The sequence below is a fragment of the Salinibacter sp. 10B genome (genome assembly GCF_002954405.1).
Classification (GTDB): Bacteria; Bacteroidota; Rhodothermia; order Rhodothermales; family Salinibacteraceae; genus Salinibacter.
The window spans coordinates 4,196,571-4,222,406 of record NZ_MQWC01000004.1 but is presented as its reverse complement, the minus strand read 5'-3'; the positions used below and the strand labels follow the sequence as shown (position 1 = coordinate 4,222,406).

General features: G+C 61.0%; 21 protein-coding genes. 7 read left to right on the top strand and 14 right to left on the bottom strand.

All coding sequences use genetic code 11. The features are described 5' to 3' along the window. Positions 1-31: 31 nt before the first annotated feature. Positions 32-442 (top strand): VOC family protein, encoded by a 411-nt coding sequence (locus BSZ35_RS17260; protein ID WP_105013601.1) that lies wholly within the window; start codon positions 32-34, stop codon positions 440-442. Between the two features lie 99 nt (positions 443-541). Here the strand turns inward: BSZ35_RS17260 and BSZ35_RS17255 are convergent, their stop codons facing one another. The 4 genes from BSZ35_RS17255 to BSZ35_RS17240 all read right to left on the bottom strand — a co-directional run bounded on the left by BSZ35_RS17255 (position 542) and on the right by BSZ35_RS17240 (position 4,462). Next, the gene (locus BSZ35_RS17255; protein WP_105013600.1) at positions 542-1,246 is read right to left on the bottom strand and encodes a hypothetical protein; all 705 of its coding nucleotides are present in this window, start codon (positions 1,244-1,246) and stop codon (positions 542-544) included. Positions 1,247-1,342: 96 nt separating this feature from the next. Further along, complete coding sequence (locus tag BSZ35_RS17250; RefSeq protein WP_105013599.1) at positions 1,343-2,605, bottom strand: FAD-dependent oxidoreductase; 1,263 nt, start codon at positions 2,603-2,605, stop codon at positions 1,343-1,345. 209 nt (positions 2,606-2,814) lie between these two features. Beyond that, positions 2,815-4,095, bottom strand: coding sequence for a zinc ribbon domain-containing protein (locus BSZ35_RS17245; RefSeq protein WP_105013598.1), 1,281 nt, complete (start codon positions 4,093-4,095; stop codon positions 2,815-2,817). A gap of 52 nt (positions 4,096-4,147) precedes the next feature. Beyond that, the gene (locus tag BSZ35_RS17240; protein WP_105013914.1) at positions 4,148-4,462 is read right to left on the bottom strand and encodes an HU family DNA-binding protein; all 315 of its coding nucleotides are present in this window, start codon (positions 4,460-4,462) and stop codon (positions 4,148-4,150) included. 221 nt (positions 4,463-4,683) lie between these two features. On the opposite strand from BSZ35_RS17240, the gene BSZ35_RS17235 reads away from it, so the two are divergent. After that, positions 4,684-7,860, top strand: coding sequence for a M1 family metallopeptidase (locus BSZ35_RS17235; RefSeq protein ID WP_105013597.1), 3,177 nt, complete (start codon positions 4,684-4,686; stop codon positions 7,858-7,860). A gap of 95 nt (positions 7,861-7,955) precedes the next feature. Here the strand turns inward: BSZ35_RS17235 and BSZ35_RS17230 are convergent, their stop codons facing one another. From BSZ35_RS17230 to BSZ35_RS17220, 3 genes are all read right to left on the bottom strand, one after another. Continuing rightward, positions 7,956-8,387 (bottom strand): DUF4174 domain-containing protein, encoded by a 432-nt coding sequence (locus BSZ35_RS17230; protein WP_258096766.1) that lies wholly within the window; start codon positions 8,385-8,387, stop codon positions 7,956-7,958. A 272-nt stretch (positions 8,388-8,659) separates the two neighbouring features. After that, the gene (locus tag BSZ35_RS17225; RefSeq protein WP_105013595.1) at positions 8,660-9,883 is read right to left on the bottom strand and encodes an FAD-binding oxidoreductase; all 1,224 of its coding nucleotides are present in this window, start codon (positions 9,881-9,883) and stop codon (positions 8,660-8,662) included. Positions 9,884-9,999: 116 nt separating this feature from the next. Beyond that, a complete protein-coding gene (locus BSZ35_RS17220; RefSeq protein ID WP_105013594.1) occupies positions 10,000-10,998 on the bottom strand; it encodes an MDR family oxidoreductase in 999 nt (332 codons plus the stop codon). Between the two features lie 277 nt (positions 10,999-11,275). Between BSZ35_RS17220 and BSZ35_RS17215 the strand changes: the two genes are divergently transcribed. Together BSZ35_RS17215 and hppD are read left to right on the top strand one after the other, a co-directional pair. Next, positions 11,276-12,007: an energy transducer TonB gene (locus BSZ35_RS17215; RefSeq protein WP_219846665.1), complete on the top strand. Its 732-nt coding sequence runs from the start codon at positions 11,276-11,278 to the stop codon at positions 12,005-12,007. Positions 12,008-12,128: 121 nt separating this feature from the next. After that, positions 12,129-13,274 (top strand): 4-hydroxyphenylpyruvate dioxygenase, encoded by a 1,146-nt coding sequence (hppD, locus tag BSZ35_RS17210; RefSeq protein ID WP_105013592.1) that lies wholly within the window; start codon positions 12,129-12,131, stop codon positions 13,272-13,274. Positions 13,275-13,301: 27 nt separating this feature from the next. Here the strand turns inward: hppD and BSZ35_RS17205 are convergent, their stop codons facing one another. The 4 genes from BSZ35_RS17205 to BSZ35_RS17190 form a co-directional block, all read right to left on the bottom strand. Continuing rightward, positions 13,302-13,865, bottom strand: coding sequence for an EF-hand domain-containing protein (locus tag BSZ35_RS17205; protein ID WP_105013591.1), 564 nt, complete (start codon positions 13,863-13,865; stop codon positions 13,302-13,304). A gap of 428 nt (positions 13,866-14,293) precedes the next feature. Then, the gene (gene msrB, locus BSZ35_RS17200) at positions 14,294-14,701 is read right to left on the bottom strand and encodes a peptide-methionine (R)-S-oxide reductase MsrB (protein ID WP_105013590.1); all 408 of its coding nucleotides are present in this window, start codon (positions 14,699-14,701) and stop codon (positions 14,294-14,296) included. A 149-nt stretch (positions 14,702-14,850) separates the two neighbouring features. Then, positions 14,851-16,902, bottom strand: coding sequence for an ATP-dependent zinc metalloprotease FtsH (gene ftsH, locus BSZ35_RS17195; protein ID WP_105013913.1), 2,052 nt, complete (start codon positions 16,900-16,902; stop codon positions 14,851-14,853). A 514-nt stretch (positions 16,903-17,416) separates the two neighbouring features. Continuing rightward, entirely contained in the window at positions 17,417-18,187 is a 771-nt protein-coding gene (locus BSZ35_RS17190) for an alpha/beta fold hydrolase (RefSeq protein ID WP_105013589.1), read from the bottom strand. Positions 18,188-18,555: 368 nt separating this feature from the next. Between BSZ35_RS17190 and BSZ35_RS17185 the strand changes: the two genes are divergently transcribed. From BSZ35_RS17185 to BSZ35_RS17175, 3 genes are all read left to right on the top strand, one after another. Continuing rightward, positions 18,556-19,110: an acyloxyacyl hydrolase gene (locus BSZ35_RS17185; protein ID WP_105013588.1), complete on the top strand. Its 555-nt coding sequence runs from the start codon at positions 18,556-18,558 to the stop codon at positions 19,108-19,110. Continuing rightward, complete coding sequence (locus BSZ35_RS17180; protein WP_258096765.1) at positions 19,076-21,766, top strand: prolyl oligopeptidase family serine peptidase; 2,691 nt, start codon at positions 19,076-19,078, stop codon at positions 21,764-21,766. Before BSZ35_RS17185 ends, BSZ35_RS17180 begins: the two co-directional genes overlap by 35 nt. Positions 21,767-21,831: 65 nt before the next feature. Then, positions 21,832-22,620 carry a CPBP family intramembrane glutamic endopeptidase gene (locus tag BSZ35_RS17175; protein WP_105013587.1) on the top strand — a complete coding sequence of 263 codons (789 nt, stop codon included), beginning with the start codon at positions 21,832-21,834 and terminating at the stop codon, positions 22,618-22,620. Positions 22,621-22,631: 11 nt separating this feature from the next. Here BSZ35_RS17175 and BSZ35_RS17170 read toward each other — a convergent pair whose 3' ends face one another. The 3 genes from BSZ35_RS17170 to BSZ35_RS17160 are packed head-to-tail and all read right to left on the bottom strand — an operon-like array spanning position 22,632 to position 25,833. Then, on the bottom strand, positions 22,632-23,693 hold the full coding sequence (locus BSZ35_RS17170; protein ID WP_146110148.1) for a PorV/PorQ family protein: 1,062 nt from the start codon (positions 23,691-23,693) through the stop codon (positions 22,632-22,634). A gap of 36 nt (positions 23,694-23,729) precedes the next feature. After that, positions 23,730-25,352 carry a FlgD immunoglobulin-like domain containing protein gene (locus tag BSZ35_RS17165; protein WP_258096764.1) on the bottom strand — a complete coding sequence of 541 codons (1,623 nt, stop codon included), beginning with the start codon at positions 25,350-25,352 and terminating at the stop codon, positions 23,730-23,732. A gap of 16 nt (positions 25,353-25,368) precedes the next feature. Further along, positions 25,369-25,833 carry a hypothetical protein gene (locus BSZ35_RS17160; RefSeq protein WP_146110147.1) on the bottom strand — a complete coding sequence of 155 codons (465 nt, stop codon included), beginning with the start codon at positions 25,831-25,833 and terminating at the stop codon, positions 25,369-25,371. Between the last annotated feature and the right edge of the window lie 3 nt (positions 25,834-25,836).

Below are 25,836 nucleotides of genomic sequence, written 5' to 3'. Positions count from 1 at the left end.
GACGATCCCGTGGGGATTCGTTCATCTGCCCATGCCTCCTCCTTCCAACGATACTACCAACGACGTGCCACTCGATGTCCGCCTCGACCATGCCTCCGTCATGACGACGGATCTGGAGGCTGCAACGGACTTCTACGTCGAGCTTCTCGGGCTCACCCTCCGTACGGTTGAAGACGATCCGGTGCGGAAGGGACGACGTCGAGCCATGCTGGGGGACGGCAGCGACCACGCGGTTCTCGAACTCATCGAGATGCCGGAAATGGAGCATCCGTCCGTGCCCGGTCGTGGAGCGATTCATCACATCGGCTTCCATCTGTCCGACCGGGACTGGCACTCGCTCCGCTCTCGCCTGGACGCGGCCGACTACGCCTACCGAGAGGTGAAGGGGCGTCTCTTTGTACGCGACACCGACGGGCTCGTGCTCGAAATCGAGAAGGAGTGACTCCTCCTCTAGGCGTACTGCCCTCTCTATCCCCGCAGAGTCTCTCGTACACCGACTCTGCACGTGGGCGCCAAACGGGGCGCCGGGACAACCCTCTTCTCACTCTTCTGGATCCCTTTCGGCATCCTCCGGAGGGTCTTGGGTCCCTGTCTCCGGGGTCCGTACCGTATTTGACAGTTCATTCTCGTCGTCCGGCCGAAGGTTCACGCCTCGTCGTTCGAGGAGGCGCCCACACATCCCGATGGCGTCTACGAGCCCCTCCGTGAGATTGTCGTTGCGAATGCCCTCTCGAATCCGGGTCACTACCTCCGCCCAATCGTCGGGCCGAACGAGCTCGTTAATGCCTGTGTCGCCCAGCACCTCGATCCGATGCTCGTGGAGCGAAACGAAGAGCAAGATGCCGGTGCGATCGCGCGTGTCGAACACTTCTTCCTCCACGAATGACTGCAGGGCCCGGCGGTGCACCGTTTCGTCTAGAAGGTCTTCCCCCGCTAGAAATCGCTGTACCGGAGGAACGTACATGCCAAGAACTCCTCCCACAATCGCAGCGCTAAGACCTGCAAGTACCACGCCCCACGGCGTATAAAGCCACCCCAATCCCCACCCATCGTAGAACTGAAGTACGAGCAGCACGCCGGTCAGCGCAAGCAGTGTGGCTCCGGCCGCCGCCCGCCAGGCAACCGACTCGTACGAGGCACTTCGCGGCACCACAACCGGAACGATCTCCCCCGCCGTACGCTCCTCGGCCCGCTGGACGGCCTCTCGAATCCGCTTCTCGTCAAGGCGCTCGATGTGAGATTGCATGATGGCCTGAAGGACCAGTGGAAACGAACCGTGAAAAATTGTCCCGACGGGGCGTCGGAAATGTATAGCCCGCACCAGTAAAATGAAAAGCCCCCCTTAACCGAAGCGCGTAGGAGACAGGGGAGATCGGTCCACGACGGACGAGTCGTCCCCCTGCACGGCATCAGCCACAAGCTCCCCCGTAATGGGAGACATCGAAATCCCCATCATGCCGTGCCCGGTTGCCATGACGAGATTGTCGACCGACGGCACCCGTCCGATGACCGGAAGTCCGTCTGGGGTACAGGGACGAAATCCCGTCCATACGTCTTCCTGCTCGGGGGCATCGGGACTAATATGGGGCACGTACCGGGCGGCCTCCTCCAAAATGGGCACAGCTCGCCGGGTGTCTACCGCGCCATCAAATCCTGCCAGCTCCAGGGTGCCCGCACACCGGATCTGACCATCCATAGGCGTTACCGCCACTTTTGTCTCTGAAAGGACGTAGGGCAGGTCTGGCGTTTCCGCCGGGTCCGAATAGGTGACGCTGTAGCCCTTTGCAGGCTGAATCGGCAAATCGAGCCCGAGGTGATGGGCCAGCGGGGCCGACCAAGCCCCCGCCGCGAGAATAACGTCGTTGGCCCGCCACTCCGCCCGGGGAGTCTGAACGGCGTGGATCCCTCCGTTTCGCTCCTCAAATCCTGTAACGGCTGTGCCCGGCCGAAGCGTCCCCCCCGCGTCTTCAATCCGATGCTTCAACGATGACAAGAGTCGCACCGGATTGAGCAACGCATCCTGGTGGTACTGCACGCCCCCTCGTGCCTCGGACGGGCCGTTGGGCAAGACGTCGTCCAGCTCGCTACGCCCCAATACACTCACATTCAGACCGGCCTTCTGAGCACGCTGTGCCTTCTTTCGATCCTTCCTCCCCCCTTTTTCGGTACGATGAACAACAACCGAGCCACTCGTCCGAAACCCAAACTCCTCCAACTCATCGGACGCAGCCCACTTTTCGTAGCGGTCCCGACTGGCCAGATTCAAATCCCGGAGAATCGGAATTGCCCGCTCAACGTGCTCCTCGCTACAAAACGACCAGAAGGCCCATAGCCAACGGAGCAGATCGGGATCGAGTCGCGGCTTAATGCGAAACGGACTCTCCCGATCGAGCATCCACCACAGCCCTTGCGCAACAACGCCGGGCGCCGCAAGCGGAACGATGTAGCGCGGTGCCACGAGACCGGCATTCCCCCAGGACGCCCCCGCACCTGGACACTTCCGCTCGAGAATCGTGACCGAACGGCCCCGGTTGAGCAAAGCATTGGCGGCGGCGAGGCCGACCATGCCCCCTCCAATGACGAGAACATCTGTTTTTTTAGCCATCAACCCGTCTACTTTCAGTCCATAAATGAATCCATATCCTCGCGCAAAGGACGCCGTTGCGCAGCACTGCAAAAAAAACGCTCGTCCCTGTTTCCCCACAACAGATCGAGGAGCTCCGCAGAGACGTACACGCGGGTGGCATTCGCGAAACTGCCCCGCTTGGAGAGACAGGGTCCCTTGCGCATCGAGACGCTCCGCTTCCCTTTCCCCTACTCCGTATCGCTGCCGCTCCGGGTGGCGCCTGACGACGAGGATTGCTCCCGAATTACCTCGATTGCTCGCTCGGCCTGCTTGTAAAACGGCTCTTGCTCGCCGGCGTACTGCTTGACCTGTTCAAACTGCTGAATGGCCTGGTCCAGCCGATTAATCTGCAGAAGAGCGAGTCCTTTCTGAAACCGTGCCGGGACGAACGTCGAATCCTCCTCCAGCACCGCATTGATGGCCTGAATCCCCTTCATGGGATTGTTGGTGAGGAGATACGCCTCGCCCATTCGCGTCCGAGCATCCAGGTCCTCGGTGCGCTGCTCAGCCACCTGCTCGTACGCCGTCGCCACGTGCCGGGCCACCTCCGCAATCCGAGCCCGGTCCCCCTGCTGCTCCACCTGCCGCATCCAGCGGTATAAGAGGTCAGCGGCTCGGCGACGGGCGTCCACTGCTCCCGTGGCATCGGCAATTTGCGACTGGAGCAGCGCGGCCCGGCCGGGCGCACCGGCCCCGATGTAGAGCCGCACGAGCTCCGATCGGAGCTGTCGTTTTTGTCTCCCCTGTGCATCTTCCACCTGCCCCCGAAGCGAGTCAATCTTGCTCGCCACCGGTCCATCGACCGCGCCACTTAACTCGTCTACGAGCGTCTGGAGATCGGTCTGGGGCGTGCCCGACGACGCTGAACCACCTCCCGGCGCAGCCCCTGTCATCGGCCCGGCGGGAGACGAGGAGCCGCCAGCGTCGTTAGTTCTGGCGGTGGCCTCGGCGGATGGAGACGAGGCGCTGTCGTCCTCTCCCCACTCGTATTGCTGGCTCCACTGCGTGGCAAAGAAAAAGCCCAGTACAAAGACGAGCCCAATTCCCACCATCACCACAATCTGTTTTCCCATCGCCGCCTGCTCCCCGGTCTCCGCTTCCGACGGTGCGTCCGTTTCTTCTGCCGACGGACCCGCATCACCTCCCTCCGGCAGATCTGCGGTGACCGTTCGCGTCCCCTCGGGGCTCGCCGAAAGGTCTTGCAATTCCGTACCGCATTGGCTGCAGTAGTTGGCCTCGATCGGATTCTGGAAGCCACACTGATTGCAGTACACGTGCTCATCCGCCCCGGGCGCCTCCGATTTCCTTTCGGCCTCGGTCGGACCCTCCTCGGGGGGATCGGGGACCGGCTCCTCCGAGGCCGGATCGCCCGACGGAGCATCTATCGGAGTTCCACAGAGATCGCACTGTTCCGCCCCCTCAGGCACATGAGCACCGCAGGAGGGACACGAATGAGCATCGTCGGCCATAAAAGGAATGGACTACGCTTCGCTTAGCAAAAACGACAATTTCGGAGGCGACTTACGCATCGGCCTCTTCTTCCTCCCGGCGCTCCTTGTGCACCTCATCGACTGCTTCTCGAAACTGGTCGGACGGACGAAAAACAGGCTCGAACCGCTCGTCGATCGGAACGGGCTCGTTGGTCTGCGGATTTCGCCCCGTGCGGGGCGCCCGGTGATCCACCTCGAAGACGCCAAACCCCCGAAGCTCAATGCGTTTTCCCTCTTCCATTGCGTCCTTAACGGTCGTCATGAAGCCCTCCACGACGGCCTTCGTCTCGATTTTGGTTAACCCGGTTCCTTTCGCGATGCGGTCTACGATATCGGCTTTCGTCATGGCGGCCTCCTGCGGGTAATTGGAAGTAAGGTGCTGGAACAGAGCTTCTTGGGCCGTAGAACGAATCAGTCCCTCTCGGTGATTCCGAAACCAACACGAATCGTCGAAATTTCTGCGCGACCGGTTCTTTTCAGAAACATTCCGGTCCGTTTTGAGAACGAACCAGCGGTTGCCCTCGCGGGGCTCTCCATTGCCATTTTCCACCGATGTCACTCTCGAACATGGCCTCCCGTTTTCTTCTTGCGTTCGCCACTGCCCTCCTCGTCATTCTTCCCTCTCGGGCCCAGTCCCCGGAAAACTGGGGGCAGCGGGTCGACTATGACATGGACATTACGCTCCACGCCGATGACCACCAGTATACGGGTGAGCAAACCCTCACCTATACCAATAACTCGCCGGACACGTTGACGACGGTGTATTATCACCTTTATTTCAATGCCTTTCATCCAGAGTCGATGATGGCAGAACGGAACCGGCAGTTGCCCGACCCCGACGGCCGCATCGTGCCACGCATCTTCCGTCTCGACTCTGAAGAGCAGGGCTGGCACCGCATCCGCTCACTAAGGCAGGATGGGCAGTCGGTTGAGTACAAGATTACCGACACGGTGATGCGCGTCGACCTGGCAGAGCCCATTTTGCCGGGGGAGTCAACGACCTTTGAGATGCAGTGGACAGCACAGGTCCCCCTCCAAACGAGACGCAGCGGGCGCGACAGCCGGGGCGACCGCATCGACTTCACGATGACGCAGTGGTTTCCCAAGATGGCGGCGTACGACGAGCGCGGATGGCACGCCAATTTTTACGTCAATCGCGAGTACTACGCCCCCTTCGGCACCTTCGACGTGGAAATCACACTTCCCACCGAGTACACCATTGGGGCTACTGGCGTCCTTCAAAATCCGGAAGCGATCGGCCACGGATATAACATCGACGGCAACGGCACGTGGCGCCCGTCCGACGGCCTGCCGGAGGCGGATTCGCTCACCTGGCACTTTACGGCGGAGAACGTGCACAACTTTGCCTGGTCGGCCGACCCCGACTACATCCACGACAAGGTGACGGCCGACGGCACAACACACCACATTCTCTACAAGCCGAGCGTGGCCGAGCAGTGGACGCCGCTCAAGGACGACATGCCCGACCTCACGGCCTACTTCAGCCAGGAGTACGGCGACTATCCCTACCCGCAGATGACGGTTGCCCAGGGCGGCGACGGCGGCATGGAGTACCCGATGTTTACGGTCGTCAGCAGCTACGACGGCCCGGCCTTCGAGCAGAAGAGCAGTCGCCGCTCTGTGCTCGGCACCACCGTCCACGAGTTTGCCCACATGTGGTACTACGCTGCTCTTGGCAGCAACGAGGCCGACTACGCCTGGATGGATGAGGGCTTTACCAGCTACGCCACCGCAGAGGGCATGGCGCACCTCACGGGCGGCTCGGCCTCTCACTCGCCCACCAGCCTCGTCTGGCTTCACAAACAAGGCCTTTACGAGTCGTTTAGTACGCCGGCCGACTGGTTCAAGACCAACACGGCGTACGGGGTGGCCTCGTACCCCGGCGGTGAATTGGTGGTGGACATGCTGGGCTACGTGATGGGCGAGCAGAACCGCGACGCGTGGCTCAAGCGCTATCTCCGCCAGCGAGAATATCAGAATCCGGACCCGTTCGACCTTGAGCTCTTCGCCGAGCAAGAAAGCGGCCTGATGCTGGACTGGTACTTCTGGCAGTTCACGCGATCCACCCGCACGCTCGACGACGAAATCGACAACCTCGAAAACACCCGCTCCGGCAGCGGCTACGAGGCCTCCTTTACCCTCGAACGCGAGGGCACCATCCGCATGCCCCACGACGTGAAGTTGACGCTGGAAGACGGCTCGACGCAGTGGGTCAACGTTCCGCTCGCCACCATGCACGGCCACAAACCGGTGCCCGACGACTGGATCGTGGCAGAGCCCTGGCCCTGGGTGTATCCGAAGAAACGGTTCACGGTAGAGGTCCCGTCTCCCGCCGTATCGGCGACGCTGGATCCGAACGAGCGCACGCCAGACGTCAACCGGCTCAATAACTCAACCGACTTTCCGCTGCGCACCCGCTTCCTTCACGCCCCAGAGTCGAACTGGTCGCAGTACGAGTTGGGCCTCCGTCCGCTAGCCCTGTACGCCCACGACTTCGGCTTCGGGGGCGGGCTGCAGGCGCGGGGCCAGTATTTTCTGGGCGACCACCGCCTCCGGACGAGCGTGACCCTCTGGCCGGAAGTGCTCTTCTCAGGCGGAGACGACCCCCGCCTTGCTCCGAGCCGTCCCTTTGATTTTGCGGAGGATGACCAGACCGGAAGCTGGTTTGATGGTATCGACTACGAGCTCCGGTACGAGCATCCCCTTCCGCTGGTCTCTCCCCGGGCCACCTTTCAAGTCTCAGCGGAAAAACACCAGGGCGTACTGGAGAATCGGATTTCTATCGGCACGCCCCTGACCTCCCCGCTTGCCGACACGAATCAACAACTGCGACTCGCGTTGCTCCAGCAGTTGAATCCGAGCGACCGTGTGTTCGGCCTCTACCGCTCAACAATCCAGCTCCGAGACCCTCAGGGCCTTCCCATCGGGACCTCAACGTACCTCATCAATCCGTGGGGCCAGTCGCATACGGCTTCCGCTCGGATCGACTACTCCGTGACGAACGGACGAGATTGGATTTCAGCCTTTGCGGAGGCAGGAGGCAGCTTCACGGGATATGGTGGAACGCAACTCTCGGGGCCCGCCCCCCTCGACAACGCAACCCGTGCCTCCCTGCAAGCTCAAAAAACGGCGTCCCTCGGCGCCCTTACCGGAGAAGCCGCTCTTCAGCTGAGCGTCGGGACGGACGGGCTGCTCCCTCACAAGCGATTTCGGCTAGGAGGCAGCTCAGTAGAAGCGGAGTGGCGCAACGACACGTACCGTCAGGGAAGTGCCTCGTTTGAACAGCCCGTTAGCGACGCGCATCTGGTCGGCTTCAGTCCTGCGGGACCGGTCGCTTACCTCCAGTCGGACGGCTTTCGGTCCTCTGGCTTGTCCGGACAAAGTGTAATCGGTGGACGTCTGTCGCTTGGCGGCACCCCGTTCCCGTCCGTCAATCCACTGTCTCCTCTCCAGCTCTCCGTGTTCTCAGGGGCCGGAACGGTGTGGAACGATATCACCATCAATCCGGAGCACGATTCTGGAGAATGGGTGGCCGACGCGGGCCTCGGTGCACGCTACGACCTTTCGTCCATCCCTCACCTCGACCGCTGGACCGCGCAGTCCGACTTCTTGCAGGAACTTGACGTGGTAGCCAAATTTCCGGTCTGGGCGAGCGATCCGGGTCTCCTCGAATCCGGACAGGACGAATTCAAATTCCGCTGGTTGATCGGAATCGAGCTGTAGTGCGTGCGGGGGGTGCGTTCGTGCGGTCGAGCGCACCTCCCCACCTACGCCGCCCTCCCACACAGAGCGTATCATGGGTCCCTGTCCGGTCCCCGCTACTCTCCGCCGGTATTCTCCTCCCGCATCTCCCGCTGCCGCATCGGCATCGCATCAATGGTGTCGAAGAGAGAGCGGCCGGTGACGGGCTCGGCATCCCGGCGCTTTTCGGTGCCGTCCTTTCCCACGAGGACGACCCGGAAGGCATCGGACGGCACATTAAAGCGGTCGTAGAGACGCGTGACGGCAGCATTCGTGAGCGGTTGCGCGTCTCTCCCAGGCCCCTCCCGCACCGTTCCGTCGGCCGCGCCGGTCAGGGTTATGAGAAGAAGGTCGCGGTCCCGGAAGCCCGCGTCTTGCTCAGCAAGTGCATCCTTCTGGGCGCGTAGCTGATCCGCAGCCTCTGTCGGTGTAAACACGAAGAGCAGTCGATGCTCCCACCGGTGAGCCTCCAGCCGAAAGTCGACAGTGTCGGGCGCGGACTGGGCCATAAGAGAAACCGGTAGCAGACTCAGGAGCAGAGCGAGTAGGATTGGCCGCATGAATCAGCAATTCGCGTCTCGGAAGAAACGGGATCTTTTAAACCTCCCTCCGTACGCTGCCGATCCACAGAGGCTCGTGACGAGAATGTGATACTGGTAGATCTGTTAGAAATCGCCGCGCATGGATCTTAGCACCTGCCTGTCCCCCTTTCGCGAGGCCTCAAGTGGCGTCCATGAAGCAACCGAGCCTACTCCCCCACTTGTCCACCACGCTCTCCAAGCTAGCGATTGGACGACGAGGGTCGAGGGGAGGCGTTGGGACACCCGGTTTCTTCGTCCAATCGAGACACCGAGAAGAGTTCGTATCCATCGGGACGCCTCGCCCCCGTGATCCGCTGCGCGAGGAGCCGCCCCATCCGAAAGCCGTAGCCCATTCCATGGCCGGTAAATCCAGTCGCGAAAATGCTATCCGGCTGCCCGGGCACTGGCCCCACGACCGGACGACCGTCGGGTGAGAAGCCCATCGTCCCACTCCAGCGTCGCTGAATGGGGAGATCCTGCGTCCACGGAAAATGCGTGTGGAGGTAGCGCTCGATGGTCGCCTGCACTGCCGGGGTCGTAGCATCCACGTCCGTTTCTTCCGCCCGGCGATGGGCATGCCGTCCTCCTCCCACCAGTACATGTCCCTCCTCCTCTTGCCGAATATAGAACCCGCCTCGATGGGAGTAGACCGGGACTGGAATTGCCTGTGTCTCGGCGGGCGCCGTTGCCAGCATCTGCGCCCGAACCGGTCGAACAACCGACGAGAGTGCCGGCACGAGCGAGGGCAGCGCAGATCCTACCGCCAGCACGACACGACGCGACCAGAGGCTCTGATCCGGCGTTTCCAGCAAAACGCCGTCGTCATAATCCCAGCGGATCCCTTTGACCGGGAGGTGGGTGTGCACGTCGGCCGTGCTTTTTGCCGCCAGATGATGCACCAGCTTGAGGGGATTCACCACGGCCCCCGTGGTCACAAAAAGGCCACCGTACAACCCAGTAGAGTGAAGGCGTTGGTTCGTTTGCTCCGGCTCCAAATACACCACCGGAGCCCCGGCCGCCCGCAATCGCCCCACACTGGCCCGTAATCGTTCATCTTCCTCCTCATCTCCCGCAACGGTTAAACTGCCGTCGGACGTCCACCCGAAGGCGTGCCCCCGGAGTTCGGCTTCCATCAAATCCCGACTGGTACGCGTAAAGCGCCACAGACGCCGGGCCGTCCGCTCGCCATACCGCTCCACGTCTGACAGATAATCGGCCGCCGTTCCCTGCAGAATAAAGCCGGCGTTGCGGCCACTCGCCCCTGACCCGAGGGCCTCCGCTTCCACGAGGGCCACATTGAGGGACGGATTGTGGCGCTGGAGCCAGTAGGCGGTAGAGCATCCCACAATTCCCCCACCTACAATCACGACGTCGTACGCCAACGCCTGTGCCCGGCGGCGCTGTTGCCAAAAGGAGAGACTCATGGAAACCGTTACGTACAGCTCTGCCGACGCAACATTTGTGGAGCGAGTACTGCGTGCAGAACGATACGAACCGCTCGGGGCCACAGTTCGGAATGGCCGCCCGATTGCATTCTCTTCTACTGCAGATCGACGACGACGCGACCACGAATGTCTCCCGACAGTAGCTTTTCACAAGCCTCCGGCACCTCGTCAAGACCAACGGTGCGAGCCGTCATTTCCTGGATGTCGTCCGACGATAGCACAGATGCCATCCGTCGCCACGCTGCCTGCCGACGCTTATTGGGGCACGTGTTCGAATCAATACCAATCAGATTGACGCCGCGGAGAATGAAGGGAAATACGGACGTGTTCAGTTCATGTCCCGCAGCATTTCCATACGACGCCACCGTGCCGTGACGCTGCAGCTGCGCAAGAAGGGTCGCAAGGGTTTGCCCTCCCACTGCATCCACTGCTCCAGCCCACTTCCCGGACTCCATGGGACGCTCCGGACCGTCCTCAAATGCACTCCGGTGCACAATCCGGTCCGCCCCTCGGTCTCGGAGGTACTGGTGCGCCTCCTCGCTTCCGCTGGACGCCACGACTTCATAGTCGAGGGTATCGAGAAGTGTGATGGCCATGCTTCCGCCCCCGCCGGAGGCCCCCGTAACGACAATTTCGCCATCATCCGGGTCCACATCGTGGTCTTCAAGGGCCATGACCGAGAGCATCGCCGTGAAGCCAGCCGTTCCGGCCACCATGGCCTCCTTAGGCGTCATGTGCTTCGGAAGTCGCACGAGCTTGCTCCCGTCCACCTTCGCCCGCTGAGTGTACCCTCCCCAGTCTACCTCTCCCAACTGCCACCCCGTTCCAATCACGAGTTCTCCTTCCTCCAAGTCCTCTCGTTTGCTTTCCAACACCCGACCCACTAGATCGATGCCGGGGACAATCGGATACCCCCCTCGGATAATTTTCCCGGCCCCTGTCACAGCGAGGGCGTCCTTGTAATTCACACTGGAGTACAGCACCTCGACATGAACCTGTTGGGGGCCGGCATCTGGAAGGTCGTCCACGACGAGCTCTTGTACGTCCACCTGGAGGCGCCCCTCGGACCGATCGAGCACGAGAGCATTGAACATAGATTTCGGGATCACTGCTGAGATAAAACGTAGTGAGATCGTCCTCCCCAGAGCTTGATTGATCTCCGGGGCCTTGACGTTCTGAGATGTTGATCAACGCATGGGAAAGTAGAAGGCGTCCTCGACACTCTCAAGGAGTAAAGCGCACGTCCATCGGAGACGGCTCTTCCCCGATGGACTGAACATCAACAATCCAGGACGTGAATCGGCACAATTCGATATTGGGTGCGTATGAAGAATGAGTGATGTGCCGATTCACCCGAACGGGGGCTCCACTATGAATTACGACACGCCGTTCTACCGTTGTTCTCCGTCTTCGATCTTGAATCAATATACGACCCGCCTGCTTGTGATGCTTCTTGGGGTCCTCGGCGGCGTGGGACTCCTCGTCAACCTTCCTCTGCCCTACTCCACTCCCCAGATTGGGTGGACCACCCAGCACTCGTCAGACCTCATCGCCCTGCACGAGCTCTCCGCTGAGGACGCCACGCAAGACGAGCCAACCAAAGAGGCCGCCAATCCCGAGGGGCCTCCTCCAACCCGACACGCTTCTCCCTCCCCCGACGGCGCTCAGAACCCCACGGAGGAATCGACCGCCGAGCGCGCATCCGATACGAGCGCCGACTCCACCAAACTGTCATCCTCTCCCAGACGGCTAGCCGCGCTGACCACTCAGGACCGGCACCCGCAGATCAAAGGGGGCAGCGGAGCCCTCTACCTCCACATTCAGTACCCAGAGGCGGCGCGCCGACAAGGCATTGAAGGACGCCTCGAACTTGAGTTTACCGTCAGTCGAGAAGGGGAGGTGCAGGCCATCGAGGTTGCCCGGTCTCTTCATCCTCTCTGCGATTCGGCCGCCGTCCGAGCCCTGCGTTCCGTCGAGTTTCGACCGGCAATCCACCGTGGACAGCGAATCCCCGTGCGCATGACGCTTCCGATTCGCTTTCAAATCCGTCCCAACGGCAACCGTCCGCTCCATACGCAACGGCATCGCTCGTCAACCCCATAGGAGCGTCTGTTCTCTAAGGACCGGAACGCCTTCCTGACCGCAAATGTTAAAGGACTCCTTATGAAAGCGCTTCCAACACAAAACCGTCGTCGCTCTCTCTCACTTCATATCTGATCATCTCATGTCTGAAACCCCTACGGCCTCCGCCCCAGATGTAGACGCACCGGACGACTTTTTGCCAATCAACGGGACCGACTACGTCGAATTCTATGTCGGCAACGCAAAGCAGGCAGCGCAATACTACGCTCACCTGTTCGGCTTTCAGATCCAGGGCTATCGCGGGCCCGAAACTGGAGCAAAGGATACGGTCCATTACCTCCTCGAGCAAAACGACATTCGATTTGTCCTTACCTCGTCTCTGCGCCCAGATACAGCCGTGAGCACCCACGTACACCGCCACGGCGACGGGGTAAAGGATATCGCCCTTACGGTGGACGACGCTGAACGCTCCTTCCGGGAAGCAACCGGGCGCGGCGCAACTCCGGTTGAGAAGCCGACCGTCCACGAGGACGACAATGGACAAATCGTGACCGCCGCCATCGCCACCTATGGCGATACCATCCACACCTTCGTGGAGCGCTCGGCGTACGACGGTCTCTTCTTCCCCGGCTTTGAACGATGGACCAATAGCAACTGGACTGCTCCGGCTCCGACCGACCTTCAGTACGTCGACCACTGTGTGGGCAACGTGCACGAGGGGGAGATGGACACCTACGTGGAGTATTATGCCCAAACGATGGGTTTTTTCAACATGCTCCACTTCACCGACCAGGACATCTCGACCGAATACTCAGCGCTGATGTCCAAGGTGATGGCCAATGGGGATGAGAAGATCAAATTCCCAATCAACGAGCCGGCGGAAGGAAAGAAGAAAAGCCAGATCGAAGAGTACCTGGAGTACTACCAGGGCGCCGGAGTGCAACACATTGCCATGGCCACAGACGACATTATCAGCACGGTACGCACCCTCCGGCGCCGAGGGGTCGACTTTTTGGAGGTTCCCGACACGTACTACAATCGTGACCTTCTGCACGACCGCGTTGGATCGATCGATGAGCCCATCGACGAACTCGAAAATCTAAGCATCCTGGTGGACCGCGACCCGGACGGCTACCTCCTGCAAATCTTTACCCAGCCGGTGCAGGATCGTCCCACGGTGTTTTACGAGATCATCCAGCGCGAAGGGGCTCGCACCTTCGGGGCCGGAAACTTCAAGGCCCTGTTTGAAGCCATTGAACGGGAGCAGGCTCGCCGCGGCAATCTGTAAAGCGGGCCCGAAGGGAGCACAGAGGTGCTACGCAGACGACTCGGTTTCTTCGTACGGCCCGAAGAGCCAGTTGCCACGCGCATCCGGGTCGTCGCTTAGGTGAAATTCCGTGACGGCCTCCAGAAACTCCTTCCGGGTGAGATAGCCCTGATCCTTGTGATCGAGCTTCTGAAAGGCAAGCTCCCCATTCTCGGTATCTCCTCGAAAGGACCGAAAAAACTTGAGGTACTCGTCCTCCGAGATAACGCCGTCGTTGTCTGCATCGAGGATGTCGAACACGGCCCGGGCAATGCCCTGCACGTACGAGTGAACCAATACGTTCGAGTCGATCACCTTCTGCTCGTGGGCCAGCCAGTCGTCGAGTGTGATCTGTGACTTCCCCTCCTTTCCAGACAGGGCCCGGGCATTGGTCCACATCCGAAGGATTTCCTGTCGCACAGAAGTGTGCTTCGACGATCCCTCCTCGTAATCGCGCATCTCCGCAAGGCGATCGGCTATTTTTACAAAGTCCTGCTTCTCCAGGACGCCATCGTCGTTGTAGTCGAGGACGTTGAAGTAGTGGACCTGCTTTGCCTTCTGCAGTTCGGTCATCACGCCGAGCGGATATATTCGAAGGGGGAAACGAATGAACGGTGGCGCGCGCCCTGCCCTCAAATGCGCCTGCCCAACCGGGGCCTCCGACCTCAAAGCCCCCTGCAACGCTGCCAACCGCCGCTCCTCCGGCGGAAAAATCGATCAGCTTCCGTGATCGGTGAACACCGAATCGTCTAGACTCCCGAGGCCCATCACCGCGATTACGACCGCGGGGGGCTAGTCACTTGTCGTACGGATCCGCAGCGGACTCCGGTTTCGGTATGTGACTACTAACTATAGACAATATGCGTGGAGGATCCAAGTCCACAGTCCGACCGTCCATTTGCCTCTCCCTTCCGGCCCAAAAAGGATCCAGAGAATCGCGATTTAAAGAGGGCCCGACGACGTAAAGGCCAGAGGGGAATCGGTCCCCTAAGCTCCCCGCTCTACGCCCCCTCGTCTTCAAAATCGAGGGCGGCCGAGTTGATGCAGTATCGTTTGCCGGTCGGCTCTGGGCCGTCGTCAAAGACATGGCCTAAATGCGCTCCACACTCGGCACAGACCACTTCCGTCCGCTGCATCCCGTGGCTATGATCAGCCCGAAGCTCTACGTTCGCCTCCTCAATGGCTTCGTAGAAACTCGGCCACCCGCTTCCGGACTCAAACTTCGTGTCAGAATCGAAGAGCCGAGTGTCGCAGACGACACAGCAGTAGGTGCCGTCCGCTTTGTGATCCCAGTACTCTCCAGAAAAGGCGCGCTCGGTACCCGCCTCTTGCGTCACGTGGTACTCCTCCTCCGTAAGCTTCTTCCGGAGCTCGTCGTCGGATCGACGGTTGGGGATGGACTCAGCCATGGTGAAACGGTGAATATGAGAGAACAAACGAGGGCCGACTTGGAATCCGTCCTTTACAGCCAGTCCCAATCAGCGCTAAACCGGCAGGGCCGGAAGCAGAACCGTAATGAATCACACTGCCTCCCGCCCCGCCCAGTTCGTCGAGAATCCTAGGACGACGGCTCAGTGGTTGACTCTTCGTCCTCTTCGGATGGTTCCGCAGAAGTAGGCGACTCGTCCACGACATCTGCTTCGGTCGATGCCTCTCCGTCAGCCGTCTCCGTCGTATCGTGCGGAGCCCCATTGGTCGCGGTCATGTCGTCGAGAGATTCAACGTCTCCATCCACGAGGCGCAAGACCTCATCGCCGGGCACTTCTTCACGCTCGATCAGCAACTCAGCCAACCGATCGAAGGCGTTCCGATGCTCGGTGAGCGTATCCACGGCCCGCTGGAACGCATTGGCCGTAATGCGCTGAATCTCCTCATCGACCTCTCGTGCCGTCTCGTCGCTGTAATCGCGTCCCTTGGCCAACTCTTCCCCGAGGAACACACTTCCCTGATCCTCTCCAAGGGCAATGTGCTTAAAGCGCTCGCCCATTCCCCAATCGAGGACCATTTTACGGGCCATCTTGCGCACCTGCTTCAGGTCGTTCTCAGCTCCACTTGTGGCGGTATCAAAGATGATCTCCTCCGCGGCACGTCCGCCCATAATGACCGACAGGCGATCGAGGATATAGTCCTCCCGATAGAGGTATTTGTCCTTCTCCGGCAGTTGTTGAGTTACCCCCATCGCCTTGCCGCGCGGCACAATCGTGACCTTGTGTACCGGATCCGCATTGGCGAGGACCGCCGCCACAATGGCATGCCCTGCCTCATGATAGGCCAAGAGCTTCCGCTCCTCGTCGTCGAGAACCAACCCGTCCCGCTTCAGGCCCATAATTACCTTATCTCGCGCCTGTTCAATGTCGCCGGGCTCGATGCGCTCATGATCATAACGCCCAGCCAGCAGCGCCGCTTCGTTCAGAAGGTTTTCCAAGTCCGCTCCGCTAAATCCGGGCGTGCTGCGGGCAATCTCCTCCATGTTCACCTCGTCGGAAAGCGGCTTGTTGCGAGCATGGATCTCGAGGATTTCCTTTCGGGCCTTCTGTGTCGGGAGGTCGACCGTGATCTGCCGGTCGAACCGACCGGGACGCGTAAGCGCCGAGTCGAGAATGTCGGGACGGTTGGTGGCCGCCATGACGACGACTCCTTCATTCTCCTCGAATCCGTCAAGCTCCGACAGCATCTGGTTTAGGGTCTGCTCCCGTTCATCGTGCCCGCCGCCCATTCCGGCGCCTCGCTTGCGCCCAATGGAGTCGAGCTCATCGATAAAGATGATGGCTGGGGACGTCTCTTTCGCCTCACTGAACATGTCCCGAACGCGAGAGGCCCCGACGCCCACAAACATCTCCATGAAGTCGGACCCGGAGACGCTGAAGAAGGGGACATCCGCTTCACCGGCCACTGCACGGGCAAGTAGAGTCTTCCCGGTGCCCGGCGGGCCTACCAGGAGCACTCCCTTCGGCACTTTGCCCCCAAGGCGCTCAAAGCGCTGCGGATCTTTCAGGAACTTGATAATCTCGCGGAGCTCCTCCTTCGCACTATCGGCCCCCGCCACGTCATCGAACGTGGTGTCCTCTTCCCCCTTATCAAAGAGCTTTGCCTTGCTTTTCCGGACCGAGAAGAGCCCCTGGCCCTGCGCCTGCATGCGTCGGAGAAAGATGTACCCGACGCCAAAGAGGAGGAGAACGGGAAGAAGTCCCATGATGACAAGGCTCCACGGAAACGAACTCTCAGGTTCCGTGACGACCTCCACCCCTTTCGATTCGAGAAGGGTCATCAGCTTCTCGTCCCCAAACGAGGGGAGGTAAGTCACAAACTGGTCGTATTCGACCGTGTTGTCCTGCTGTGTCTTTGAGGCGGTGGACTTCAGTTCGCCACTTACGCTATTGCCCTCTACGACGACCCGCTGGACATTGCCATTCTGGAGCTGCGAGCGAAACTCGCTGTAGCTAATGCGCTCCCCGCCCGCTGCGCCTTGTCCCCAGTAGCCGTATGCCCAAAGACCAAACAGCGTCGCAAGAACGACCCAGATAATGAGGCGCCAGCGGCCGCTTCCGGGCGCTTGGCCCGGCACTCCGCCGCTATTTTCTTCTTCGTTGTCAGGAGTTCGGTTAGCCACGTCAGATAAACTGCTTGTGGTAATGAGTACATGCCGCTGCATTCGCGGCCAGCGACGATCTCGTCTCCCCTACACCCGGCCGATTGCAACTGTCCCTGCAAACGTCCCCGCTCGTTCGTGGGGAAGATTCGGTGTGTAAGAGGAGGGAATGGTTCTAAAGCACTGGACCGCGGCGATCAAGATCAATTATGTTTCGGTTGTACACCTTCGCGGAGGGATTGTGTCCTCTCCTGCGAGAAGGTCCTGTTATAGTGCCGATCAGTCCGGTCGGTCCCGATCTTTACCTGAATTTTCCTAGAGCCTTTCCGTGAAGATTTATCCATCTTCCCCTTCGTCCCTCTTGGACGTCTTTTTGAGAATGTGCTTTCATTATTGCCCCGTAACGCGAACTGTTTTGCCCCCGGGAAAGACTCGTTTCTCCTCTAGCACAGCCCAAGACGATCCCGTTGCAAGCAACACAACCTTTGCATCGTCCCCTTCCGCAACTGATCGTCCTCTGAAGGGACCACAGGAATTATCCTTCTGAAAGAAAGTCGACCACGATATCCGCAAAGGGCGTCGGCGCATCGGCGTGCACCCAGTGCCCCGCCCCATCAACGGTTGCAAGGTCGGCAGTTGGAAACCGGTCCCGAATGCCCGGCCAATCGCTGTCGGACACATAGCCGGACTCCTCCCCGCGGATAAAGAGAGTCGGTCCATGATACGACCGGTCGGAGGGAATTTCGGCGTTGATCTTATCGTAGTGTGTACGAATGGCCTCCAAGTTCATCGTCCACTCGTACTCCTCTCCGTCGTACTTGAGATTTTTCAACAGGAACTGCCGAATGGCCCATGACGGCACATCGTCGGCCAGAGTGTCGTCGATCTGCTCTCGATCCTCGTACTCAGATGGATCGATCCGAGCCAGGGCCGCAAGCAGGTCTTCATGATGAGGGGGATACGCCTTCGGTGCCATATCAACGACGATGAGCCGATCGACTAGGTCCGGGTATGAAAGGGCCGCTTCCATGGCCGTTTTCCCTCCCATCGAATGCCCGAGCAGCGTCACCGACGAAAGGTCGTGATTCTCCGCAAATCGTTTCACGTCCGCCGCCATGCTGGGATAGTCCATCCGATCAGTGTGGGGAGAGCGGCCGTGATTGCGTTGGTCGACGGCATACACCGTGGCAACGTCCTGAAACCGGGTGCGGCTGAGGGTGTGCCAGTTGCCGTTGGCCCCGAGCAATCCGTGGAGAATGACGAGTGGTGGACCGTCCTGACCGTACTTGTTGTAAAAGAGCTCCATACCTGCTTGATTGGAAAGGATTCGACTGTCGTGAAATCCTACAAGGGGGCAGTGCCCCTGTCCCCCTCCCCTGCCCCCTTGTCCAAGAGCATCTGCTTCCCGCTGACTCGGATCCCCCGTGGACACCCAACGGAGCGTATGGATGCCGATACGCTGTTCGCGGCAAAACAGATTCCTTCCACTGATTTTGCTTTTCCGTGCACTGGCGTCTCGTCGTGGTTTTTACCGCGACTCTTCTTTGTGTCGGAGGGGGGCGAGCGATCGTCCCCCTACTCACCTTTGGATCCCCCGTCCCTGCCTGCACCCGGAGCAGCCCTCCCCCGGATTCTCAAAAGACCCATTCCGGTTCCCCATTCCCGACGATCACCATGGGGCTCTGGTACGGCCACTCGGCCCATCCAGGGGGTCTGCTGGGCACAATTTCGGACAGTCAGCTGCGCCTGCTTGGCCTTCGAGTGCACCGTCGGCTCCTTCCCACGTCCGAACAAATGAACGATGGATACGAGTCTCCCACCCTTGTGTACACGGCCGACCTCATCCCTCTCGCCCGGGCTCACATCCCGGAAACCGCAACGCCCGACGCATTTTTTCTGGGGGGACCGGAAAGCGAAGCCCTTACGACGCGCGGCATCGGTGCGTATCCCGTTGGACTGCAGATCACTTTTCGTCCTCACAGGCGTCTCCGGCCCTTCCTGGCCGGCCATACGGGGGTTCTCTATTTCTTCGAGTCGGTGCCCGACGAGCGCGGAAAACAACTGAACTTCGCGGCGGGTATCGGTGGAGGTGTTGAGGTCTCGATTGCCTCCCAAACATTCCTTACCCTGGCGTACCGGTACCATCACCTCTCCAATGGTTTTCGTGGATCGATCAATCCTGGACTCGATGCAAATGTGCTGTACCTCGGAGTCGGAACCGCCCTTTAACTCCTCCGGCCTTCGACTTCGCGTCGGTCTCCTTCTTCTTCTTCTCTTCGGGGTCCTTGCTGTAAGCACAGGCCGTCCCCGGCCCGCAGCCGCCCAGAAGAGCCGCTCCCCTCTCCAGCCCAGCGACCTGCTCAAAATCCAGGAGGTGCAGCAGCTCACTCTCTCCTCCTCCGGTCGCAGCATCGCGTACACCGTTCGCACGGCGGTCTCCACCGGCTCGACGCAGACGTATCGACGCCGACTCTATGTGGTCCCCGCCCATGGACGAGATGCCCCTCGGTTGCTTACCCGATCGCCCCACGATGCCTCTCAACCGGCCTGGCACCCCGACGGCAACAAGCTTGCCTTCGTGCGTCCTGTGCATGGTACCCCGCAGGTGTTTGTGCTCTCCCTGAGCGGGGGAGAGCCCTACCAACTCACCGATGCCCCGCACGGCGCCACCAACCCACAGTGGGGCCCGAATGGAAATCGGCTTCTGTATGCAAGCTCTCTTCCGGAACCCGCCGTTCGTCCTCAAACGGGCCGCCGGCCTCCCTCCGAACGGCCGAGCCGACTGCCCCAGGATACCCTTCGGCGGATTCCGCCGGATACGCTTTTGGTACTTCGCCATCAGCGCACCCTCGAGGCCCTTGACACCCTGGCGCTCGGCCCGAACGGCACGCCTCGCCTTCCGTCGGACACCAGCCGGGCCCTCCGCTCTCCCGGAGGGCCGTCCGTGCCGCCCTCGCTCCGCTCTTTTCCGACGGACAGTCTCCGGCTTCTCTCTGCCGACAGCCTGCGGGCCGTATTCGACCATCTGCGGCTCATCCCGGACACGACCACGGTGCCCGTCGCCCAAGATACAGCCGCAACCCCGAACGGAGACCTGCTCCAGATGCGCCGCTGGCTGGACCGTCGTTCGTCCACCAAACAGCAGGTCTTCTCCCGGCCCGACCTACGAGAAAACGGGCGGTATCAACCCACGCCCACCTACCAGCACTACTTCGTTGTCGACGTACCCCCCAACGTGACGACCGGGGCGCCCGAGCGTCCACGCCCCCGTCCCGTTACCCAGGGGTATCGATCGTACCACGGCGCCTCCTGGCTCCCGGGAGGATCCCAAATTGTTGTGAGTGCGCCTCCTCGCGTGAAGGCCCACCCGGATCGGCTTCGGAACCGGAATCTTTACGTCGTCGACCTCGCCCCTTACCGCATCCAGCAACTGCTGCAGATCGACGGCTACCGCCTCACCACCCCGCGCGTCACCTCCGACGGCACCACCTTAGCATTTCGGGCTGAGCGGCTTGAAACTGGTAGTTACGATCCCGTCGAGATTGGACTCTTTGAACTCGACGGTCGGTCCAATCCTCAATTTATCACCTCGACGTTCGACCATAACGTCAAGCGTCTCCGATGGTCGCCAGACGGATGGTATTTGTACGCCGCAGCACAGGCACGAGGGGGGCGTCCTCTCTTCCGGTTCGCGCCATTTGCTCGAAACGATACCACTCAACAGCCCCGCCGCACCTCGCTTCGGGATGACTACACCACGTCCCGAGACACCTTCTCGATTGATTCAACAATGGTGCGAACGGCCACGGTCGAGCAGGTGCTCGACGCCGACCGAGCGGTGCAGGCCTTCGACGTGACGGCATCCAACGCCGTGTACGCCGTATTCGACCCCTCGAATCCCTCTGAACTTTATCGCAACACGATCAACTTCAACAACGAACAGCGACTGTCGTCGCATAATGCCTCCTGGATCGCTCGTCGACGGCTCGCCTCGTCTACGTCCGTGACAGCCTGGAACGAGAACGTCCCGGTCCCCGGCCGGGTAACCCGGCCCCTCTCCTTCACGGATTCGCTTCAATATCCGATCGTCGTGCGCCCCCGTGGGGGGCCCTCGGCATTGCATCCGTCGGCGCCGATTGCCGCGTGGATCGACCGTCAATTTCTCGCGGGTCGCGGATACGGCGTCGTGGAGGTCTGGCCGCGCGGCACGCCCGGCTACGGATCCACCTTTCGGCGTCGCAACTTTCAGGACTGGGGGCCAGGCCCTGGAGAAGATGTGCTGGCCCTGACCGACTCGATCGCGTCGCGGGCCTGGGTCGACTCAACGCAACAGGCCTTGGCTGGACGCGGGTACGGCGGCTACCTGACCGCGTGGCTGCTCGGCCGGACCGACCGTTTTGAAACCGCCGTGGCGCAGAGTGGCGTGTACGACCTCACGGTGTTCTTTGACGCGGGCGAAGCGGGACCTACCGTCGTCGAACAGTTCGGTGGATATCCGTGGGCCTCGAATGCCCCCCCGGCTCCCGCCCGTACATCCGATCCGTCGCCCTCTCCCCGCCTCACGGCGGGCCTTCTGCCTCCCCCCGACTCGACCGTGGCCCCCGGCCCGGCCCTTCGCCGCAACTCGCCACTCACGAATGCCCATGAGATTACCACCCCGCTCCTCCTACTTCACGGAGCCCGCAACCACGTGACTGGCCCGACTCAACCCGAGATGCTGTATCGTCGGCTCAAGATGAACGGGATTCCCACCGAGTACGTCCGCTATCCGGGAGTAGGGCACGCGTTTTCTCAAACGGCCACCCCGAAACAACGGATGGACCGGCTCGCTCGACTCTACGAGTTCATCGCCCGATTTACGGCTCCTGGGGGCCGTCGTCCGTAGAGATTCCATGCCTCTCACGTCGCGGGGGACGGCTCGCACTTTTCTGTATTTCCTGTTTCGCCTTTATGCTCGACCTCTTCCAAAACGAGTGGAGTCGGCTCCGGACGGCAATCTCCTCGCTGGACCGGCAGACGACTTTTGTTCTCGTGTTCGCCGCCGTCGCGGTCGTCCTCCAGTTCATTCTCGGGGATCGGGGGCTTTTCTATGAGCATGTTGCCGCTTCCCTCCCGGCGGACTGGCGAGAACTTGCCAGTTGGGGATGGTGGTTCGGCATGCAAGGCCTCCTCGGATTTGTACTCCCGGCCGCTGGACTCCTGCTCTTCTTCTCCAATGACCTGGAAGATGCAGGTCTGGGGCTTGGGAATTGGCGACTGGCCACCGGGATCGCGGCCTTATACCTTCCCCTCGTGGCTGTGGGTACCTGGGTGCTCTCAGACGGAAGTGCCTTCCAGCAACAGTACCCGCACTACTCTCCCGCCTCCCAGAACTGGACCCTCTTCTTGATCTACGAGGCCCTCTTCCTCTTCTACTGGCTTGGGTGGGAGTACCTATGGCGGGGCTTTGTCCTCTTTGGAAGCGCCCCCACCCTGGGCCTCTACGCGATTTTCGTGCAGGCGATTCCGTTTGCTGCCCTGCACGTCTCCAAGCCTTGGCCCGAGGCACTACTCTCCATTGTGGGGGGCATTGCCTTGGGGGCGCTAGTGTGGCGCTGTCGGTCCTTCTGGATCGCGGTGCCCATCCACGCCGCACAGATGATGCTACTCGACTTCTGGTGCACCCTCCGCGTCCGTACCGGCGTCTCCGGCGTGGGCCTGGAGGCCTTCGCCCAGCTCGTGTCTCACCTCGGACGGTGAGCGCGCAGTGCCTACAGGTAGATCTCGATTGTCCCCACGTTCATGAGGGTCCGCACGTACGGCTCCAGCACCGCCGCGTAGCTGATGCGCACGTCGAGTTCGCCCACCGTTTGCCGAAGCCCAAACCCGGCACTGGGCTGAAGCCCACTGGTCCCGCCCCACCCAATGTGGTCGAGTCCCGTCCGTAGGGTGAGAATGTCCATCGGACGGTACGCGGCCCCCACCCGTCCCTGCAAGCTATGCAGTCGAAACGTCTCCGTGCGCAACTCGCGGCGCGGTCCAGCGGAGGTGGTAATAATCCGGTCGACGACCTGTCGGTAGCGCTGCACGGTACGAGACTCAAACTCCGCAAGCAGGCGCAGCCGTCCGTTCTGCAGAACGTAGCTCCCCCCCACGTGTACGCGTACCGGAAAGTGATCGACACGCGATTGCCCGTTCACACTCCCGGTTTCCCACTCGTACTTCGCGAGAAGATCCGATACCCGTCCCGCTAACCGGAGGCGCGACGACAGTTGGTATACGACACCGAGATCAACGCCAAATCCCCGAACGGGGCTGGCGTCTGGCACCACATCGGACTGATAAAGCGTGAGGCTAACGCCCGCCGAAAGACGCTCAAGAATGCGGTTGCCAAACGAAAGAGAAAGCGCAAACTCGTCCGTCGAGAGCGTTTCGGTATGGACGCCGTCCGAGTTGCGTCCATCGATGCCTGTAACTCCTGCATGAAGCAGTCCCACGCCTACCCCCGCGGTGGGCCCTAAGGGGGTCGTAAATTCGAGCGACTGTAGTTGACGATCATACGCAAGCAGCGCGGCGGTCGCCGATACGCGCTGCTGCGACGCCGATGGCAGAAGGGCCGGATTATAGTACGGGCTCACGTCCGCCGAAGAATCGGCCACGAGCGCATTCCCCAATGCCAACCCCCGTGCGTTAAACCCAATTCGTGAGAATGCCCCCACGCCGTTTCCTTCCTGTGCGTAGAGCACGCCCCCTCCGCTCGCCCCCATCAGTATCGCGAGGGCACAGAGCGTACGGGCAATCATCGGAAATCGGCCGCTCCGGGTCGAACGCATCAAATCGAGTCGGTTCGCTGCAAAAGGAAATAACGCCTAATTGGCGACGAGAATTTTGCCATCCACGGTGCGGTTGTCAAGCTGAACCGTGTAGAAATAGGTCCCGGTTGGAACCCGCAGGCCCTGAGCATCAGTGCCGTCCCACACTGTCTCCTGCTGCCCGGCGGGCTTTTGTGCCGTAAGGGTGCGCACCCGATTCATGCTGAAATCGTAGATGTTCACCTCCACGGTCTGCGGCTCAGAAAGCTCGTAGGCAATTCGCACGAGCTGGTCCCGCGACGGGACGAACGGATTCGGATACGCATACGTAGATACGTCCGGCACCTGCTCCGTCGGCTCCTCGGGGTTGACCGGAACCTCCGCCCGGAAGAGCTGCCATGCGGGTCGGCCGGTCACAAGTGCAGGCTCCGCGTCCCGGTCAAGTCGGAGAAGGCCCTCGTTGGTGCCCACCCAGAGGGCCGCATCCGTGGTCGCCACTGTCCGAGGCGTTACGGACGCCGGAAGGGTTTTTTCGTCGCTCTGGAGGGGAAACGACGCCACCGAGCGCCACGTCTTGCCCTGATCATCGGAAACGAAAAGCCCAGACGATCCTGCGGCGTACACCCGATCCTGACGCGCGGCAATGTCAAAAATGCGTTCCCCAACAAGAGCCTGCCGGAAGGTGGTCCCTCCATCGGTCGTGACGGACACCCCGAATCGTTGAAGCCGGCCTCCTCCCTGCTGAGCAGCCCACGTAGCCATCCAAACCGGGTTTCGCCCCCGCGGGCGTGGCTGTTCGGTAAGGGCCACGACGAAGTTGCCCGTCACGCTGCGCTGCGAATCCCGCGCCGTGTATCGCCGCCAGCCCCGATCGCCCGCCGCCGTCTTTGTGCCAGAACGCGACCGATTCAATCCCGCCACCGTGCCGGCCCACACTGTTCCTGTCTCGTCCACCAGGACACTGTAGACGATGTGATTCAGATGGCCGCTCCCATCCTCAAGGCGTGGACCGACGCGAAAATCGTAGCGCGTGCCCGGCTCGATGGCTCGGCTCGTATCCGGCGGCAGGACGGCCCGGACCCACGTTTGTCCCTGGTCGACGGTCCACCGCAGGCCGCTCCGTCCGCCCGCCACCCACGTCGTATCCCCCTCCGGGCTGAGCGCCAAATCTTGTGGCGAGCTTCCGGCCTGCCGCGTCACGGCGTCCGCCGACAGCATGGAGGCCCCGTACGCAACGGTCGTATCTGCCGGATCATCGAGTTGCGGCGATCGGCGGACAAACGATCTGCCCCCATCCGTGGATACGAGGAACCCATTTGTCCCCGCTCCGCTCCCGGTGTCGAAGGCCAGCCCGGCCCATATCTGCGCATTCCGTGCGTCATTCTGAGCCGCAAGGGAAAACACGACATTGTCTCGTTCTAACACGTCCACCTCAGCGGTTTCGAATCGCTCCGCCTCCTCTACGTACACCGACAACAGTGGCCCATGCCACAGCGAATCGCCCGCAGCGGCCATGACCTGGATCTGATTGCTGACGGGCGCCCCGATTGGGGAAAGCTGCTTCGCCTGCTGCTTCCAATCCTGCGATTGTGCGTGGATGGTCGGGACGAGAAGCCCAACCAGTACGGCAAAGAGGCCCAAACGCTTCATGATCGGGACCGAAAACGACCGAAAGAGCACGAGGACGAGCGACCGTCTATTGTTCAGGAACGAAACGAAAACGCCCGACGCCTTGATTACTTTCCAGGCTATCATCGTCGACGGCAAAGACTCGAACGGTATAGACTTCATTCAAGCCCACCGGTACTTGGAGCCCCACCTGGCGGGCATACACGTTCTCCCCTTGCCCTACGAGGGACCCGGAGGCAGTCCCTCGTGGATTCGCAGACGGCTCAATCGTAAAAACGACGCGCTCGATCTGCCCGTCCGGATCGGCAATGCTTGCCGCAATCGTCAGCGGGATCCGTGCAAGAGAGTCCTCCACCTGATCAGGGGAGAGGTCGGCAGCATTCACGCTGTCAGGCCGAACCAGGACGTCGGACACCAATGGGCGTTGCCCCGTGCCTTCGACCGGCGCAACCTGGTCACACCCCGCCACGATCCCTCCTCCGATCCACACAGCAACGACCAGGCAAACAATGCGGATACGGAATGCAGTCACGAA